The sequence below is a fragment of the Lacrimispora xylanisolvens genome, assembly GCF_002934545.1.
Classification (GTDB): domain Bacteria; phylum Bacillota; class Clostridia; order Lachnospirales; family Lachnospiraceae; genus Lacrimispora; species Lacrimispora xylanisolvens.
On record NZ_PTJA01000006.1, the window covers coordinates 172,481 to 191,439 of the forward strand.

17 protein-coding genes are annotated in these 18,959 nt (G+C 40.7%); 4 read left to right on the forward strand and 13 right to left on the reverse strand.

Annotated features, from left to right (window positions below):
- From BXY41_RS12845 to BXY41_RS12865, 5 genes are all read right to left on the reverse strand, one after another.
- Window positions 1–225, reverse strand: a complete 225-nt coding sequence (locus BXY41_RS12845) for a FeoA family protein (RefSeq protein ID WP_104437257.1) — start codon at window positions 223–225, stop codon at window positions 1–3.
- Between the two features lie 247 nt (window positions 226–472).
- The gene (locus BXY41_RS12850; RefSeq protein ID WP_104437258.1) at window positions 473–910 is read right to left on the reverse strand and encodes a MarR family winged helix-turn-helix transcriptional regulator; all 438 of its coding nucleotides are present in this window, start codon (window positions 908–910) and stop codon (window positions 473–475) included.
- 61 nt (window positions 911–971) lie between these two features.
- A complete protein-coding gene (locus BXY41_RS12855) occupies window positions 972–1,313 on the reverse strand; it encodes an ArsR/SmtB family transcription factor (RefSeq protein ID WP_104437259.1) in 342 nt (113 codons plus the stop codon).
- Window positions 1,314–1,332: 19 nt separating this feature from the next.
- The gene (locus tag BXY41_RS12860) at window positions 1,333–3,216 is read right to left on the reverse strand and encodes a heavy metal translocating P-type ATPase (RefSeq protein ID WP_104437260.1); all 1,884 of its coding nucleotides are present in this window, start codon (window positions 3,214–3,216) and stop codon (window positions 1,333–1,335) included.
- Window positions 3,217–3,358: 142 nt separating this feature from the next.
- Window positions 3,359–3,577: a cation transporter gene (locus tag BXY41_RS12865; protein WP_104437261.1), complete on the reverse strand. Its 219-nt coding sequence runs from the start codon at window positions 3,575–3,577 to the stop codon at window positions 3,359–3,361.
- A 249-nt stretch (window positions 3,578–3,826) separates the two neighbouring features.
- On the opposite strand from BXY41_RS12865, the gene BXY41_RS12870 reads away from it, so the two are divergent.
- Together BXY41_RS12870 and BXY41_RS12875 are read left to right on the forward strand one after the other, a co-directional pair.
- The gene (locus BXY41_RS12870; protein ID WP_104437262.1) at window positions 3,827–4,189 is read left to right on the forward strand and encodes an ArsR/SmtB family transcription factor; all 363 of its coding nucleotides are present in this window, start codon (window positions 3,827–3,829) and stop codon (window positions 4,187–4,189) included.
- Between the two features lie 32 nt (window positions 4,190–4,221).
- A complete protein-coding gene (locus BXY41_RS12875) occupies window positions 4,222–5,223 on the forward strand; it encodes a helix-turn-helix domain-containing protein (RefSeq protein WP_104437263.1) in 1,002 nt (333 codons plus the stop codon).
- A gap of 21 nt (window positions 5,224–5,244) precedes the next feature.
- Here BXY41_RS12875 and BXY41_RS12880 read toward each other — a convergent pair whose 3' ends face one another.
- On the reverse strand, window positions 5,245–5,784 hold the full coding sequence (locus BXY41_RS12880; RefSeq protein WP_341457834.1) for a GNAT family N-acetyltransferase: 540 nt from the start codon (window positions 5,782–5,784) through the stop codon (window positions 5,245–5,247).
- 149 nt (window positions 5,785–5,933) lie between these two features.
- On the opposite strand from BXY41_RS12880, the gene BXY41_RS12885 reads away from it, so the two are divergent.
- Together BXY41_RS12885 and BXY41_RS12890 are read left to right on the forward strand one after the other, a co-directional pair.
- A complete protein-coding gene (locus BXY41_RS12885; protein ID WP_104437264.1) occupies window positions 5,934–6,521 on the forward strand; it encodes a TetR/AcrR family transcriptional regulator in 588 nt (195 codons plus the stop codon).
- A complete protein-coding gene (locus BXY41_RS12890) occupies window positions 6,518–7,384 on the forward strand; it encodes an alpha/beta fold hydrolase (RefSeq protein WP_104437265.1) in 867 nt (288 codons plus the stop codon). The genes BXY41_RS12885 and BXY41_RS12890 overlap by 4 nt, the downstream gene beginning before the upstream one ends.
- Here BXY41_RS12890 and BXY41_RS12895 read toward each other — a convergent pair.
- The 7 genes from BXY41_RS12895 to BXY41_RS12925 form a co-directional block, all read right to left on the reverse strand.
- Window positions 7,381–7,815, reverse strand: a complete 435-nt coding sequence (locus BXY41_RS12895; RefSeq protein ID WP_104437266.1) for a DUF6508 domain-containing protein — start codon at window positions 7,813–7,815, stop codon at window positions 7,381–7,383. The genes BXY41_RS12890 and BXY41_RS12895 overlap by 4 nt on opposite strands.
- On the reverse strand, window positions 7,808–10,480 hold the full coding sequence (locus BXY41_RS12900; RefSeq protein ID WP_104437267.1) for a glycosyl hydrolase family 95 catalytic domain-containing protein: 2,673 nt from the start codon (window positions 10,478–10,480) through the stop codon (window positions 7,808–7,810). The genes BXY41_RS12895 and BXY41_RS12900 overlap by 8 nt, the downstream gene beginning before the upstream one ends.
- A gap of 91 nt (window positions 10,481–10,571) precedes the next feature.
- Entirely contained in the window at window positions 10,572–11,933 is a 1,362-nt protein-coding gene (locus BXY41_RS12905) for a jacalin-like lectin (protein WP_104437268.1), read from the reverse strand.
- A 167-nt stretch (window positions 11,934–12,100) separates the two neighbouring features.
- A complete protein-coding gene (locus BXY41_RS12910; RefSeq protein WP_242980193.1) occupies window positions 12,101–13,501 on the reverse strand; it encodes a carbohydrate-binding protein in 1,401 nt (466 codons plus the stop codon).
- A 16-nt stretch (window positions 13,502–13,517) separates the two neighbouring features.
- The gene (locus BXY41_RS12915; RefSeq protein ID WP_104437269.1) at window positions 13,518–15,284 is read right to left on the reverse strand and encodes a glycoside hydrolase family 43 protein; all 1,767 of its coding nucleotides are present in this window, start codon (window positions 15,282–15,284) and stop codon (window positions 13,518–13,520) included.
- 21 nt (window positions 15,285–15,305) lie between these two features.
- Window positions 15,306–16,256, reverse strand: coding sequence for an alpha/beta hydrolase (locus BXY41_RS12920; protein WP_242980194.1), 951 nt, complete (start codon window positions 16,254–16,256; stop codon window positions 15,306–15,308).
- A gap of 70 nt (window positions 16,257–16,326) precedes the next feature.
- Window positions 16,327–18,921, reverse strand: a complete 2,595-nt coding sequence (locus BXY41_RS12925; protein ID WP_242980195.1) for a carbohydrate-binding protein — start codon at window positions 18,919–18,921, stop codon at window positions 16,327–16,329.
- Window positions 18,922–18,959 lie beyond the last annotated feature (38 nt).

Here is an 18,959-nt window from a genome sequence, read left to right on the forward strand (position 1 = left end):
TTACACCTCCTCTACTAAAATATTTGCCGCTTCTTTTTTGCTTATGGCGATCATTGTGTCCCTTGCGTAAATAAGCAAAGGAGACTTACGCTTATTTTGAACCACCTCAACGACAGTGCCGATTGACAAACCAATGGATGTGATCCGGCTGATAAACCGGGGTGTCCCATTCAATTTTTTCACTTCATATGATTTATCTTCTTTTTGTTGACTTAAACTATCCATCCTCTTTCCTCCTCGTTGTTTTTTATATTGTTTGAGAATTAATATCCAGTATAATTCTCAGTACAATCATACAAGATCGTGCTTTTAATACATCTGCGCGCATACAGCTTAGAAAATAATTTAGTAGCTAAAACATATAGCAGACTCGTAATATAGTAAGTAATGACTAACTGTATAGTAAAAAAAATAGGCACAAACAATTAACAATGTTTTAGCAACTAAAACATTGTTCAAAAAAACGTCCTTCCTAACAGGGAGGCATTTTTTCGGTCAATTTATCAAATAATGTAATAATTACATTAACATCATTTTCATTCAGGGAATTCATAAACTTTATTGCATCTGCATGCATTTCCTCATGGTGGCGCTCATGCCCATAATAGACTGTTTCACCTTGCCTGGTTAACCGAAAAAAGGTGTCTTTTTTATTTCCGTTTTCCTTATATCTTTCAATCAGACCTTTTTTAACAAGCTTATTTGCAACCTGTGTAACGGCTCCGTTGGTAACCCCCAACGCCTGCGCCAGTTCGCTTGCATTTGCATCCTTGTGGTTAAACATTGCCACAATCAAATGAACCTCTGAATGATGCAATAAATCTCCTGTTCCGTAGTCTCTCGCTTGTTTAGATTCCGCGTTAAAAATATTAATCAGAGAGTAAATTCTCTCCATGAGTTCGACTTTCATTCTTATCACCACATCAAATTATATAGCTGCTAAATCATTTTGTCAAGCAATCATTTTACAATTAAAAATTCATATTTAAAGCAGAGTCATTTATCTTTTGAGTAATATGTTTCATTATCCAGCATTGTTCATTTGCAAGAGAATAATAGACCAATTTTCCATCTCTGCGTTTATTAACAAATCGATTCACCCTCAAAATTCTGAGTTGATGCGAAATTGATGATGCAGATGCTTCCAGAATTTCAGCTAATTCATTTACGCATAATTCATTTACGCATAATTCATCACAGTATAACAAACTAAGTATTTTAATTCGGACGGGGTCGCCTAATACCTTAAAGAATTCCGTCATTTGAATTATCTTGTCATTGCCTTTAATGGGAATTTCAATATTGTTACTCATTAACCCCGTCTCCTTTCATTTAAAGTTTTTTTACAAATAAAACACGGATTGCATTTAATACCGCAATAATTGTTACACCTACGTCTGCAAATATCGCCAGCCACATGTTAGCAATACCAAGAGCACCTAATACTAATACAATAAATTTAATTCCGATCGCAAATACAATATTTTGATATACAATACGAATACATTTTCTGGATATCTTAATCGCTTTTGCAATTTTGATTGGATTATCATCCATTAACACTACATCTGCCGCTTCAATCGCTGCATCTGATCCCATAGCTCCCATGGCAATACCAATATCTGCCCTTGAAAGCACTGGGGCATCATTAATGCCATCCCCAACAAAGGCCAGCTTCGCTTTTTCTGACTTGATGTTTAATAATTCTTCTACCTTAGAAACTTTATCTCCTGGAAGAAGTTCACTGTAAACTTCATCCATTCCTAATGATTTTGCCACTGATTCCGCAACAGCTTTCGCGTCTCCAGTCAACATAACTGCTTTTTCAATTCCTGCCTTTTTCAGTGATCTGATAGCCTCAGCCGAATGTGGTTTGATAATATCTGAAATTATGATATGCCCGGCATAGACTCCGTTAATCGCCATATGAATAATTGTTCCCACATGATGACAATCAATATATTTTACATTGAGTCGATTCATTAATTTCGCATTTCCTGCTGCAACTTCAATGCCATCAACCTTTGCAGTAATACCATTTCCACTGATTTCCTTAGTATCTGTCACTCTGGAACGATCGATTTCTTTTCCATATGCTTTCTGTAAGCTTTTACTTATGGGATGGGATGATGCACTCTCGACTAATGCTGCATATTCTATTAATTTTGAATCTTCCATTTCATTATGATGAATTCCATTTACCTCGAATACACCCTGAGTTAACGTGCCAGTTTTATCAAAAACAACATATTTTGTTTTTGATAATGTTTCCATGTAATTTGAACCTTTGACTAAAATTCCTTCTTTACTTGCTCCACCGATCCCTGCAAAGAAACTTAAAGGGATACTTATTACGAGTGCACATGGGCAACTGATTACAAGAAATGTCAAAGCACGATAAATCCAATCTGTCCAGTCCGGTGAAAGCCCCATACCCAACATACGAACAAGGGGTGGAATGATAGCCAATGCTAAAGCACTATAACAAACTAATGGTGTATATACTTTGGCAAATTTAGAAATAAAATCTTCTGATTTTGACTTACGAGAACTTGCATTCTCAACTAAATCCAGAATTTTTGATACGGTTGACTCTCCAAATTCTTTTGTTGTTTGTATCTTTAAAACACTGGTCATATTGATACACCCACTAATAATCTCATCACCAATTACTGCTTCTCTTGGTAGACTTTCGCCTGTTAAGGCGCTTGTATTCAGACTGGATTCTCCTTCAATAATAACACCATCAAGCGGTACTTTTTCACCTGGCTGCACTATTATAACGCTTCCAATACCTACTTCGTCTGGGTCAACTCGTTCTAACTTTCCGTTTCTTTCTACGTTGGCATAATCAGGACGGATATCCATTAATTCGCTTATATTTTTCCTGCTTTTTCCAACAGCATAACTTTGGAACAACTCACCAACCTGATAAAAAAGCATAACAGCAATTGCCTCAGTATAGTCCCCTTCCCCAAAGATACCTACCATCATTGCTCCAATTGTTGCTACTGCCATTAAAAAGTTTTCATCAAAAACCTGTTTGTTCCTGATTCCATTGAACGCCTTAATTAAAATATCATACCCGATAATTAAGTATGGGACTAAAAATAATCCAAATCTCAACATTCCTGCAATTGGTAATTGTTCTAAAACAACAATTAATATTGCAGATAGAATAATTCGACCAAGCATTTTTTTCTGCTTCTTATTCATAATCTTTCCTCCTTACCCTGTCTTTTCATATAAAATAAAATCGATAGATTTTTATATTGGTTTTAAAACATGGAAAAGCAGCTCCATGAAAATCTTCTTTCGTTGTAATGAGCTGCTTCTCCATGTTGTTTATAAGGTTAACTTAGATAAATATCTCACAATCCTGTTCTACCTTTTTGCAGTTCTTTAAAACTTCCTGCATTACTGCACTTACATCCTGCCCCTCTTCAAACTCTACGTTCATTTTTTGTGTCATGAAGTTTACTACGGCTTCTTTTACTCCAGATGTCTTTTTTGCAGCATCCTCCATTAAGTTTGCACAGTTCGCACAGTCGACCTCAATTTTATAAGTCTTTTTCATCGTAAGTTGCTCCTTTCAGTTATTATCATTCAACAATTAAGTAATTGTTTAATTGATGACCTGATTATATCTCCTATGATTTTTCAAGTCAATAGAATCACTAGTGTTTATACCATTCGGGCGAATAATTTAACTATATGGAATAAATGGGCATTCTACTATTAGTAATATGAAGCAATTGACAATATTCCTGATTCAACTTACAATATGATTAAACACTTACTTAATTGTTTAGAAAGGAACTCTATTATGTCTGATTTTAAACTCCCACACGATCATGGAGAAAATTTGGATACACGTTTTGATCATATGCCTAAACTTGAAGACTTTCAGACAGCATCAGATATTTTCAAATTGCTTGATGATAGCAATCGGATTAGAATTTTTTGGATTTTATGCCACTGTGAAGAATGCGTTATTAATTTATCCGCCATCATGGGAATGAGCAGCCCTGCACTCTCACACCATTTAAAGTTTTTAAAAACTTCTGGATTAATCGTAAGCCACCGTGAAGGAAAAGAGGTTTATTATAAAGCTGCCGAAACACCACAGGCCGATTTAATGCACAAAACCATTGAACGGCTTATTGAAATATCCTGCCCATTGACATAAATACTTCTCTTGATAGAAAAGAGGTGAAAAACATGAAAGAAAGCTTACCAGTGTTACTAAAAAAAAACTTGCAGCATATTCCCATTGGCAAATATGAAATTACGAATTATTCTGGTGATGATAATGATACAATCATTTCATCCAGTCATATCACAGTAGAAATGGATAACCGAAGCAAAGGACAGATGGAAGATTTTCCTCTATTCACCGGAATTGAACTTTTGTTTTACCGTTTTCTTGGTTCCAAAGTATATTCACGACACGAAGCATTTGAACATGTAATAGAAATAAATTATTGCCAGGATGGAAGCATGGGATGGAATATGAATAATGGAACAAACATTTACCTTGGAGCTGGTGATTTATCGATCCATTCAATGACACGTTGTGCAAACTCTGAATTGACATTTCCACTTCATTACTACAATGGTGTCAGCATTACTATTGATATCACCAGAATTGCTACAACCTTACCGGAAATACTAAAAGAAGCTGGCGTCAGCGGGCAGAATCTTTATCAAAAATTCTGTGCCCTTCCGAAACCAGTATTTGTACAACAAAATAACAAAGTCATACAAATTTTTAATGATTTGTACAATGCTCCCTGTACTATGAAAACTGCGTATTATAAATTAAAAGTACAAGAACTCATTATCCTTCTTCTTTCTATGGATGTCTGTGAAGAAAAGATCGTAAATCCCTATTATGAGCAACAGGTGAATCTGATTAATGAAATTCATTCTTTATTAACACAAAACCTGGAACAATACTTCACAATCGATGAGTTATCAAAGAAATTTTTTATCAATACCTCTGCTCTTAAAGAAACTTTCAAATCGGTATACGGCGCACCCATTGCTTCGTATATGAAGGAATATCGTATGAAAAAAGCCATGGAATTACTTAGAACAACCGATTACCATATTTCTGAAATTGCAAATAATGTGGGATATCAATCACAGAGTAAATTTACCGCTGCCTTTAAAGATATTACTAATTTACTTCCCTCTGAATATAGAAGACTAAATCGATAAGGCACAGTGTTTATTGCCACTTTATTGAATTTTACCCAACTGTAAGGCATCGTAATACTTACCATCTACATAATAGTTATCTTTTAGCCGGCCTTCCAGCTCAAATCCATTCTTAATTAATATCCGGGCAGAGCCAATATTTGCATCTGCAACACTGGCATGAAGTTTATGCAGTTTTAATGTTTCAAAAGCAAAATTGCAAATCATTGCAACACACTCTGAGCCGTAACCCTTACCCCAGTGATCCCGATGGAATACATAACCAATTTCCGCTTGGTTTGCTACCTTATCAAAATTAAATAGCATGGCTGTCCCGATGATCTCCCCTGTTGATTTAATAGCAACGGAGGCATAGAGATGCGTACCGGCGGACTCACGTTCCAGCATTGTTTTTACATACTGTCTCGTCTCATCTATTGAACTCATTAAATTCCAGCCAATAAATCGTGATACTTCCTTATCCGACGCATAGCTATGTATGGCATTCACATGGTTCATACTTAACGGCTTAAAACAGATCTTTTCAGCTTCTAATGAGTGAAATAACTCCACGTTTATCATTTTCTCCATTTCCTTATGTGTAATTTACGTAGATTATTTTACCACTTTCTATTGAAATAGACCATCATAAAAATTTTATTGACTGGTTAAGAATTATATGCTAACGTTAAAACAGAGGGTACACTCGGTTTTATAGTGGAGGATAAACAATGAAAAAAGGAAGCAAAAGAAAGCTGGATATTCAGCAGGCAACAAGATTACTTATAATTGAGAAAGGTTACTCAGCCGTTACAATGGCGGACATAAGCGAAGCGCTTAAACTGTCGGTCGGGGGACTTTATTACCACTACCATTCTGTGGAAGAAATCTTTTTAGACATTGTTGAGAACGAAACCAGTGACGTATGGGGGATATTTTCCGATGTAAAGGACATTGAAAGTCTGATAAAGGCTTTTCGCTTATATTACCAGCTTGAAAAAGGGGATATGATGAATTTTGAAAATACGCTAAACTGTATATTTTACCCGTACTTTTTCAGTTTTCCCCCGGATATAAGAAAAGAGAAAATGAAAGAAGCCTATTTGAACACAATAAATGCAATTAATACAATACTTAAAAAGGTTTACAAAAATAAAGAGCATATTAAGCTGTTAAGTCACCGCATTTATATCATGTTACATGGTTTAAATATACTTGCCACCACCGGACAGATTGATGAATTAATAATCAAAAATGAGTTTCTGGAAGTGGAAAAATTCATGTTGCAACTGTACCATGAAAGCGAGGGAAGGCAATGAGTATTTCTATCATAAAAAAATACGATTTTGATAATTTCACAGCAGTGGAAAAGGTTCTGACAATAGATGGTAACCGTTGGAGATACACGGTTAGCGGGAAGGGAAAGCGCTTTTTACTTGCCATACTTTCAAATATTACGGGGCACTTGCTGGGGCTTCCGCTGGCTGAGGAGTTCCGGGAAGAATTTATAACAATAGCGCTTTCCGTTCCTCCTATGCATACGTTTGCCGACACAGCGAAAGGCCTCAAAGCTGTTCTGGATGCCGAACAGGTAACAAAGTGCAGTGTTATCGGCAATTCAAATGGTGGCGTTTATCTTCAAAACCTTATAAAGCAGTACCCCGGTATTGCTGATAAAATAGTATTTTCCCACAGCCTGACATCCATGAATCCAAGTGATGTCAACACCACGAATGCGTCAGAAGTCAGGATTTACAGCAAAATGCGTAAAATACTTAAAGTGCTGCCAGTTTCCGTATTGACATATGGGCTGGGCAGAGCGTTTTGCCCAAAACTGCGGCTGCAATCCGGAAAAACTGATACAGATAAGTTAATTGCACTTTGCAAAGAGGATTTTAAAAGAATAACCAAGCAGGATTTTTACACCATGGCAGACTGTATGGAAGATTTCCTCTTTAACCACATATTTACTTCTGAGCCGTACATAAACAGACCGAAGGATATTCTGATCGTAGACAGCGAATCTGATAATTTGGCCAATCCAATGCAGCGCAAAGAGATGCTGGAGCTCTGCCCTAATGCCAATGAGTATCATTTTAAAACAGGTGGGCACGTTACAATTATAAACTGCCGTGAAGAATATTTTTTGTTGCTGCATAAGTTTTGGGATAGGCCGGATTAATCCTCATTAAACACACCGCCTTCGTCTATTGTTTTCAAACGCTCAAGCCAACGCAATATACACCCGCTATTAAAAAAGCTTAATAATGCGCCATCGCAGAAACGCTCTGCTCTTACAGCTCCGATTAAAAGAGCTATCACGCATTTTGCAGCTAATTTTGATACATCAGCCTCTTCCATTGATTCTATGCTCCATTTCAGTCCATTCGCTTCCAGTGTCTCACCATAACGGGTATGTTCATATTCCGGGTGCTCCTCGCAGAATTTGTATAAGTCTTCCTGGAAGGAATCCACCGTCTTCGAATAATTAACAAATGGCATATGGATCGGACGCTCTGGTGTACCATCGTTTTCCTTATCTATAATCCACTCACCAAATTTATCGGCTTGGATTATTGGTATGTATTTTATTAATTGCTCAAATTTATTCATTCTCGTCCTCCTCAGTATCATCAATGCCATGAGAGCAGGTTTCCATTTTCATAATGATAATAATCTCTTCGTCTTTACCAAATTTTACTCCATCACCGCTATTATAGACAGCTCCATTGATTGTTTGAAAAGCACCTTTTCCTATCCCAAATCCAATCCTGATTGTTTGTTCGGCATAGGAAAGAATAGCCGCAAGAATGATACCTTTTTCAAGATCCCATTGAAGCTTAGTGACCTGTGCATTCGTCCTTGCCATAATTCCACTGATGGATCCCATTTTCCATTTTGATGGTAATGCAGGAAGAAATTCAACCTCTCCTGTGTTTGAATATAGAAGCATTTCATTGATAATTCCTACAGTCCCTAAAGATGTATCTGTGCAATACACCCCCGCACTCCGGTCGGTATTATGATCCGTCATTAAGGATGTGAAATAGATGTTACTGGACATAATTGTATGGAGCAGATCATATGCAGATTCTCCATTCTTAAGCCTGGCAGCAACCAGTGCTTTGTGGACCCACCCATGTGATGCAGTGTCATCCTTACCAGCGTTTTCTCTATTTCTATTTGCGATAGCTGAATTACAAGCTGCTACAAGTTTACCATTATTCTGAATTTCATAGGCAGGCCATGCACAATATAAGTGACTTATATGACGATGTTCATTGTTTTCTGCATATTCATTCATTGCCCATTCACATAAAGTTCCCGTACTATCATATTTATATTCCGGGAGCAGGTCCATTAGTTTCAGCCATTTATCCACATCCGTTTCATATCCATTGTAAGCCAGCGCTTTTTCAATTTCTATTATCATTTTTAGTCCATCCCGCGCAGCAGAAATATCCATTGTGGCATTAGCTGTAATTGGGCTGTTATATCCTTTCGGTCTGTTTTCAGGTGAATAGGATGGAATAATGATATATTTTTCTCCGGGTTCCAGGTTCCTCTTTCCCTCTTTGTAGCATGCCCTCCCATTAATATCTGTATAATATTCAGGAGTGAACAACTGCCTCCAGAAATTTGCCTGCTTTAAAAGGAGTGGATGGAGAATATCCTCCACCAGATTCAGATATTCCCGGTTATACAGGTGACTAATTTTATCGTTGACAGGTATCTTGCAATCCCCAAAACATTGCCAGAACTCATAGATTGGCAGAAGAATCCAGCTAGCGCCAGCATTCCAGTATTGAAACGGATAATATTGATCATACTCGAACATTAGAGCACAATCGCCATCTGTATTTACAGGCACAAGGAGTGCATCTTTCATACCGTAAACCTTGGCTGCATTCTCTTCCCAATCCTTCGCCTGTCTAAGGACAAAATAAATGTATCCAATTGACGCATCCATAACATTGCCTGTATTCATTCCAGAAACCTGAAAATTTACATTGGCATCCATTGTATAGGCGCCGCTCCATCCGGGATTCCATTCACCTGTCCACAGTCCGCAAAGCCGTGGAGCCGAGTTGCCTGCACAACATATCTGTACATATCGGCCCTGATTATAGGCTCTTTCAACAATTGCATTCAATAGCTCGCTATTGTTCTTTTGTTTCCTTAACAATTCTTCATTAAATACGCCTTTGTCTTTATCTGTATCCGAACCAAGACAAAATGATACCGCATTAAATAACGATGACTGCTTTTTCGCATGAGGGGTAAGTGCGGACTCATATGAAAAGTTACCTGTTTCATCCGTGTATTTCTTAACAATTTCCTCAGTATCAGACAACAATTCATTGACCAGATCGTAATTTTTTTGGGTTGCAAATTGGTGTAATTTTCCCATCTGATGTGTACGGGCAGTCTTCGTGATTAAAAACACTTCATCTGCACCGGTAATGCGGATCACGGGATTTTTTTCCTTACCTACATTAATCTTTTCATTTCTGTCAATTCCGGACACCTTTTTTTTCGTTCCACCAACGGCAATCACCCTGGTAACTCCTGCATATCCGCCTTCGGCAAGTTCACTACCGTCATAGGAAGGATAATGCACTACCATTGAGATATGTGTATCATCTTCATCCACCAGCTTTTTATATTGCAAATTTTCTTCATCGCATTTTGCATCTTTATTAAAAGCATCCTTACCGAAGTTTTTCATTGAAGATAAATCATCGATTGATAGATCCATATTCACTTTTATTCCAGCGTCCGATTGGGTGATTTTAGTGATGGTTACATTGTCTTCTCTTGATGTAAAAGTCCTTCTCGTCCATGTTCCGTTCTTGTCGGTATAACTGACAACGATCTCACCTGATTCAAAATCCGTCTCCCGAACATATTCCAATGTTTTTTCCTGCGGCATATTCAATCTGACCTGGTGACCGGGATGAAAGCGATAATTATAGGTACGGATTCTGTCATGTACATTCCAGCTATCATCAAAATTAATCACTGCCTGTCTGGCCTCATGAAGTTCAGCTGTTACTTCAGGCGGCGTAAAGCGAGGTTCTGGTGTTGGCATTATAAAGTACATATTCTGATAGATAAGGGTCTCAGAATATGGAGAGCACGAACAGATTACTCCATTTTCTCCATTTCCAGTAACCATGCCGTCACGCCATCCTGGTTCAGTTGTCTCGTAATTATAATATGGGATAATATCAGTATAAGAATTGGAAATTACCTTCGTTCTGTATTTATCTTTCATATAAAATTCCTTTCACTTGCTTATTTAACAGCACAAATATTCCAAATTATTATACTATAATATCATAATATAGACCATGTCGACACAACAGTTATTCTAATGCTTTGTAGATAGCTCCAATCTTATCAATATTAGCTTCTGCCCGCCCAAAAAATCCTGCAATATATGTTCCTGCGGGTGCAGTTAACGTAAGTGCGGTTCCACTTTTTACTCCACTTTCCAAAACACGGTTTTTGTTTGTTGTCAACTCCAAATAGAATACCCGGTCTGACCCCTTATAAGTATTTTTATAAATAACCGCCTGAATGATATATTCATCGTTTTCCAACGCCAAAGTCTTCTGCGTTCCGCCAGTTCCACCATTGCTAAGCACTGTACCATCCCCATAGGTCATTGATACGGCATCCACGCGATTTTCTCCCCTTATACTAACGGATACAGGTCTGCTGAATGTTGGTGATGGATTTCTTAAGAAATTGAACGCTATCCCACCAGATCCTCCCCATAGATCACTGTAAACGATACTATTATCCCTGGTATAGCTAAAGTTTGCACTTATGGCATAGTGATCAGAAAGCTGATTTCCCTCCAGGTCGGTGAAATAACTATTTTCAACCTTATAAGAGGTGGGATTCAGCGTAATACCGGCACCGCTTCGATAAAAAATTTTATCTACAACTTCATTGTTGGCACTGGTCTCTCCGGACACCCCCAGCAATGCTTCTCCTCCCTTTTCCGGATAAATCCCATTTCTGATTTTTTCTATCCAGACATCTCTCATGTCCAGTCTGTCGACAAATAAAGATTTTAAATCGTCATCAGCCCGGGTATATCTGCAATTGGTATCTCCAAACACAATCACTGCATGCCCCTGAGAATATTGCTCAATATAGGTAGCAAGCTGATTTAAATTACTACGCCTTGCAGCCTCCGATTTCGGATCCGTATCGGCATCTGCGTGAAGATTATAAACATCTACATAGACACCATCTGCTATTTTAACCTGATTGTACATAAATCCCTTTGGGGTCAGTTCATCACTACCGCAATCAAACTTACCATAACGGTCTGTCCATGTTTCACGGTCTGTATCTCCAAATGGATAATTTGACAGGAAATTCATACCATCACCAATTCCTGCTCCTCCAGAAGTAGGGGTTCTATATGCATGAGTATCATTTGCATAGAGGGCGGCGTGATAATTGAAATCTTCCTGTACATTTATTAAATCGTAGGCATAAAGCTTTGATCCTATTTGAGGAATATATTTCTTAGGATCTCCACTGCTGGAAAACATTTCTGGCAGCCCTCCGATATTGTAGGAAAGAACGCTGAAAGTACCTGTGGTATTGCTTTCAGTTCCTGCAGAACTGGAAATATTATTACTTCCAGTTATAAGAGTAGTTAATACTAAAAAAACGAAACATTTTAATTCATTCTTACGTTTTATCATACTCAATAATCCCCTTTCAAATAGTGTGATTTTACAATAATAAATAAGGATGTGAAAGGCCCCAGGAGCTGTGAACTCCCAGAGCTTTTCACATAAATTCTCTTACCGGACGTTCTTGAAAGAATTGACGTTATTGCAACAGCAAAGAAACTCCCCTCCAAGCTTCCCTAATTACTTCCTGTACCAAATTTGAACCAGTTCAGGTTGAATAAGTATCCGCTTCCTCCTGTAAATTTCAGATATAGGTCATGCTTACCGCTCACCCCACTAACATTGCACGTTGCAGCCGCCCAGGTCTGCCAACCCCCGGTCCCGGCAACCGGACAAGTCCCTGTCAAAGTCCCGTTAGGACCATCCAGCCTGATCTCAATATTCCCTCCGCTGGTGGCACTGGCAACTCTGGCCTGAAAGCTTGCAGCACCACTGCCGAAATCAATATTGCTGTAAACGGCATAATCTCCGTTTTCGATATATCCGACATTTTCCCCGCCTTCCGCACAGCTTTCGGTTTGAACTCCCGATTGGTTATTGTAACTCTCCGCTTCAATCTGTGTAAAGGCTGATCTTGGGTCAGGTGTTGGCTGAACACCCCCGGAATCTAATGCGGCACCATCAAAGGGAATGACGATAACCTTACTGCCATGACTGTCGTTACCCAAGTCTTGGTCTTTTGCAACGTCTATCGCCGCCAGTGTCATTGCAACCACATGGCCATTCTCCATATACACATTGGGACGTTCTAATTTATTCCAGTGATTTACCGTACCATTTGAATAGCGGATAAAATTCGCTGTCGGGTCATAGGCATATCCAGGTTCTAATTTCCAGTTGCTGATACCATCTTGGGAAGTGATGTGATACGCTTTACGTGTGTCCCACTTATTGACAATAATATGATAAAGGCCACCACTGTACCACATAACCGGATCCTCCATGTTGACTGTGGGACAACCGGGAATCTTCTCATAAATATTGGTACCCTGAATGGTGTAAGGTCCAAGGACATTATCAGAAATACCAATTACCCCATCTCTTTCAATCAGCCCATAACGTCCATCCGGACGAAGCATAATGTAAACATTGGACGCTGTATATTTGGATGAGTAGGCATTTGGAGTAATCGATACACTACCCAGCTTTGACCATGGCCCATCCAGGGAATTGGAGACAAAAATGTCAGCAGGCCGCCTGGTTTCACTCACCAGAATCCCATACCGCCCGTCTTTTAGTTGGAACGGAACCACGTTGTGACCTTTTCCGCCCTGATCGTTGGACCAGCACATACCTTTGTCTGTATAAGGTCCATAAAGATTGGAGCTCGTCGCATGAACAGCCACAGATCCAAACCACCCGTTGTGACCGGCAGATTGATTCCACCGGCTGGCAAACATATGATACGTGCCATCCGGCCCCTTGATGATACCTCCATCCCAGTATGCATACTTGGACATGGTCCTATCTTCCAAACCGTTGGATTGATCACGAGGACCCACTGCTGCTGCGCCCCAACAGGAAGACGATAGGGAATCGATTATCGGTGTCGTTTTAAAATAATCAATATACTTCATAATCCACATTACCTCCTTACTTGAGATCTCCGGCGGTTACACTTCCTCCGGTAAACTTAAACCAGTTCAGGTTGAACAAGTATCCGCTTCCTCCCGTAAATTTCAGGTATAAGTCATGTTTTCCGCTCACCCCACTAACATTGCACGTTGCATCCGCCCAAGTCTGCCAGCCTCCGGTTCCGGCAACCGGACAAGTCCCTGCTAAAGGACCGGTAATACTATCAAGCCTGATCTCAATATTACCTCCGCTGGTGGAACTGGCAACTCTGGCGTAAAAGCTTTCTGCACCATTGCCGAAATCGATATTGTTATAAACTGCATAATCACCGTTTTCAATATACCCCACATCCTCCCCACCTTCGCTGCAGCTTTCGGTTTGGATTCCAGACTGGGTATTGTAGCTTTCCGCTTCTATCTGTGAGAAAGCTGATGTCTGTCCAGGAGTTACACCTGTGCCGGTGAACTTCCACCAGTTGAAGTTAAACAGATAACCGTTACCGCCGGTAAATTTTAAGTATAGGTCATGTACTCCTGTTGCACCGCTTACATTACAGGTCTTAGTTATCCAGGTCTGCCAGCCTCCGGTACCTGGTACAGCACAGGTTCCCACCAGTTTCCCGTTCTCGCTGTCAAGGCGGAGCTCAATATTACCGCCGTTCGTTGCCGAAGCCACTCTTGCTTCAAAAGATGCCGCACCGGAACCAAAATCTACACCTTTTACTTTTATCCAGTCCCCGTTTTCGATATTACATACATCCATTCCGCCTTCACTGCATTTTTCTGTCTTAACACCGGATTCCCAGCAAATTGTTTCAGCTTCCGTTTTAACATATGGGTCTAAATTACCAAGCTGGCCTGGGCCATTTTTGGTAATTGGAATACTGGGAATTGTACCATCTGCATTGTATTTGAATTGCTCCACCCCAACAGAACGATGATAGCTTCCGCCTCCTGGTAAATTACCGGTATGGTAAAAAAGGTAGGAATTTCCCTTATAATCGGTTACTCCCGGATGGTTTGTATAGCTGTTTTGTGAACCCATAATAGTTCCCTTAGAAGTCCATGGCCCAGTAGGACTGTTGCTGGTCGCATAGGAGATATTTTCGGATCCTCCGGTCATACCTGCGTATACCATGTAATATAAATTATTACGCTTGTAGAACCACGGACCTTCCACATAATTTGCTGGTTTGGGAGATACCTGGACAATACCGCCTGAATATGAAATCATATCCTGATTCAACTTCACATAATAGAGGTTACCGTTTCCCCAGTAGAGATACGCCTGTCCGTTGTCGTCAATGAACACGGTAGGGTCGATATCCTGCGCCCCGTTATTGGCGATTAATGGTTTCCCAAGAGGATCGGTGAACGGCCCGGTGGGGCTGTCTGATACTGCCACACCAATTACCCTTGCGCCCCCGGCGTTATTCCGGGTCATCGGACCGTAGAAATAAAACTTTCCGTTCCTGTTAATAACCTGACCAGCCCATGCATCGCCTTTTGCCCAACTGAATGTGTTGTAAGACAACGGTGATCCATGATCCGTCCAGTTTTGCATGTCGGTGGATGAATAACATCTCCAGTCATTCATGGTATAAAAATTATTGACGATGGTGTCCTCGTCATGAGTCGTATACAAATAGCAAGTCCCGTTATAGACCGTCGGAGCAGGATCCGCAGTATAATTCGTTTGTACCATTGGATTGTCTGCATAACACTCTGTTGTTTGAAATAGGGAAATAGCCATCAGGAAAACTACAACTTTACATACTTTTTTCATAAATTACCTCCTATTAATAGGTTAATTTCCGCCCTGGTTACTAGTTTCGGTCTGGATTCCAGACTGGTTATTGTAGCTATCTGCCTCGATCTGTGTGAATGCCGATTTTGGGATGTTATAATCCGTAAATCCTTTTGCGCACGCCATTTGTGCAAAATTCCACAGACTTGGTTTCCAGACAGTCCAATCGTGACCTCTTCCTGGAATTTGATAATAGGTGCAGGGGATATTATTGCTTTTACAAAAATCAGCTATGCCGTTACTGTAAGATAAATTATCATTGGTTCCAATGCAAAGAAACAATAGCTTCATCTGCTGACGGGTAGCTGCAGGATCCGGAAACAGTTTGTTGGTGGGATAGGCAACAGGTCCCCCGCCTGAAAAACCTCCCACATAGGCGAATTTGTTCATATTTGTACACCCAATATTATATGATTGCGGACCACCATACGAAAGACCGGCAATTGCTCTGTGAAGACGGTCAGTATAAACGGAATAATGTGAATCGATGTATGGGATAAGGCTGTTGAGTATATCATCCGGTAGCTTACTATCAGATATAGACGATGTATTAGCATTTGGTGTTACAATGATAAATGGCTGAATTTTTCCATCGGCAATGAGGTTATCCAAAATAACATTGGCTGCGCCTCCGCCTGTAAACCAATCACCTTCACTCCCGCCGTAGCCGTGCAATAAATACAGAACGCTGTATTTGTTGCTTGTTGAATATCCTGGTGGCAGGTAAATTCTCGCCTTCCTCTGGCCTTTTGTTGCTGATGACTGATAAGTAATACTGTTGATCTGCCCGTGGGGAACGTTGTTCCTTGCCTGGTCATATCCTGCCGGGGGCATGGTTGGGAGTGCTTGTGCCGCCATTGAATTTACAGGCATTGCTAAAAGTACTGCAAGAGTGAAAAAAGCCGGCACTATTCTCCTGACAATTTCATTCATTAAGGGTTTTAGTCTCATTCTTTATTTCTCCTTTCTTTTATTTTGCCGGTATCCCAAACGGGATACACGGCAATTTGATTCGAGTACACTATCTTCCCCCGGTAAATTGGAACCAGTTTATATTGAATAAGTAACCGCTCCCACCGGTAAATTTCAGGTATACGTTATGCTTCCCGCTTGCTCCGCTGATACTGCAGGTTCTGGTAGTCCACGTCTGCCAACCGCCAGTCCCGGTAATAGAACAGGTTCCTACTAATGGACCAGTAAGACTGTCCAGCCTGATCTCAATATTCCCTCCACTGGCGCCGCTGGCTACTCTGGCCTGGAAGTTTGACACTCCTGCACCGAAATCGATATTGTTGTATACGGCATAATCTCCATTTTCAATATACCCAATGTTCTGTCCTCCTTCGCTGCAGGTTTCCGTTTGAATACCGGACTGGCTGCTGAAACTCTCCGCTTCAATCTGTGAAGAAGATCCGCTTACCCGGAGCAGTGCCGCCGATTCTCCCATCTTCATGCCTTGTGAATTCACTACACACAACCGGTACGTACCGGCAGCGGCTGGGGCAGTAATCGATGTGGAAGTTCCTTCCGCTTTTGTCATTGCAGATCCCTCGGTAAAACTGGTTGTTCCAGCCGGTGCAAACCACACCGTGTTTGAAGAATTCCCGCTGCTCCTTATGCTTATGTCAGTTCCGGCTGCAGCTGCACAACTTGCGGGGAACACATAATCCGGTGTTGGAAGTAAGTTCGCCGGGATAATATCCCTGTATGCTTCCTGGATTCCCGAATTCAAACAGGTGGTGTACTGTGTCAAAGGCCATACGTTATCCGGTACGACAACCGGGGGATCAATTTTACTGTTTGGAGGATTAACGCCCATTTTACTTACGGTGGCATAGGTCCGCAATATGGTTAAATCGTGTTTTTGTCCAAAATCCTCACAGTTGATGGTATACTTTACCCCCGGATCAATATCCAGTACGTTGTCATTTTCATTGATATAGGCAGTTCCTTCATCGTTATGCAAACCATAGGTCGGACCGGAGGTTGCAGGAGGAATTCCCCTGACATAGTTCTGGTTAATGTTTGTGCCCGGCATCTGTCCGATGGTATAGATGGCTCCGCTGTCATGAAGCCTGGTTAAGGTATTAATAATCCGGTTATTACTTACTGTGTTGTTTTTACAGGTAGTGGAGTCAGTGAAATTACACCATCCCCAGCCTAAATGGATTCCATTGTATGCTGTTGACTGAACATGGTTATTGGTTATTTTAATGGTATCCACAAAGTAAGCCGTGATAGCGGCACATCCACCAAATCCGTGAGACGTGCTTATGTTGTACAACAAATTATTGTTAATGGTGTTATTCTTACAGACCCCTTCTACGCCGGGAGCATATTTTGCATGGTTTCCACCGTCTCCGATATAAACATGCTGCGGATGCCCTACTGTGATACCGCTTGATGTGATGTCCGTGATGTAGTTGCCCATAAGACTGGAATTTATAACATCGTTTACCATGGATATTCCATCATTGCCGCTGTGCTTCACTGTATTTCTTATAAAATTGATGGAATCGCTACTGCTTACGTTGATCATTCCCGGCAATGTATCAACAAGATCATACTTGGTGTTGTGCCAGTTGTCATTATAAAAAGCAATAAATGCCTGTGCTGCCTGACATGTGGATTTACCGTGTGAGCCTGCAACATTCACAAGGCTGTAATCCGTATTTTCAAAAGTAATGCCCTGAAAGGTGATATTCTTAACCCTGTTAGTCGTTGATGTTCCCGCGATGTCGATCAGCTTCTCTACAACAGGCGCCTCTACATCGGCAGTTGCCATATTCTCGCCTGGACGGATATAGTAATAAAGCGTTTTGGCCGTCTTGTCAAAATAAAATTGGCCGGGAGAATTTAAGAATTCAAAGGCATTATAAATCGTATGGGTACCGGAAGCGCTAAAGGCTGCACCCCACCCCGGAGTCTGTGCTATTGCCCCATAAGGCTGCTGCAAAAGAAGCACTCTGTTACTTCCGGATGTAATGACATCCCTGGTACAAACTATATTCTCATTCCAGGTAGTACCGTTTACGATCTCAAGGTCATCTTTGTTGCTGGCAATTGCCGGTACATCCGATGCATTATACTGAACCCCGTCACTCTTACTGCCGCTTGTCCATGCCCAACTGGCCTGTCCTGCAGTTACGGAATAAGTCCCGTATCCTCCGCGGGCTGTAACGGTTTTGCTGGTCATGGAAGCCCTCTGGTCATTCACATACAGGTTTCTCAATTTAGTGGAACGATTGAGCGCAGCTTTATAAATATTGCCGCTATGCTGAGTCCAGCCTGTGACTTTTGTTGCACCGTTTAAGACCGGCGTCTCACCAGGGTATGCCTGATAATAGATCCTGTATCCGTTTGTTCCCGAATCCTGTGGTGCGAAAGTAATGGTACTGGTAATACTGTAATTTCCACCCCGCAGATAAATATAGATATCTCCGGTCATATTGCTGTTGATCATGCGGACAGCGTCCCGCGCCTTAGTGATTGTTTGAAAGGGTGCCGCAAGCGTTCCTGGGTTGCTGTCGCTTCCTGTGGGCGAAACATAATAAGTTGCCTGAGTCGCAGCGGAGGCAGCTATTGGAAAGACAGCAAAAGTCTTCTTTTTTAACATACAGTTTCCTCCTGATTTTTTTATCGTATCTTTATAGT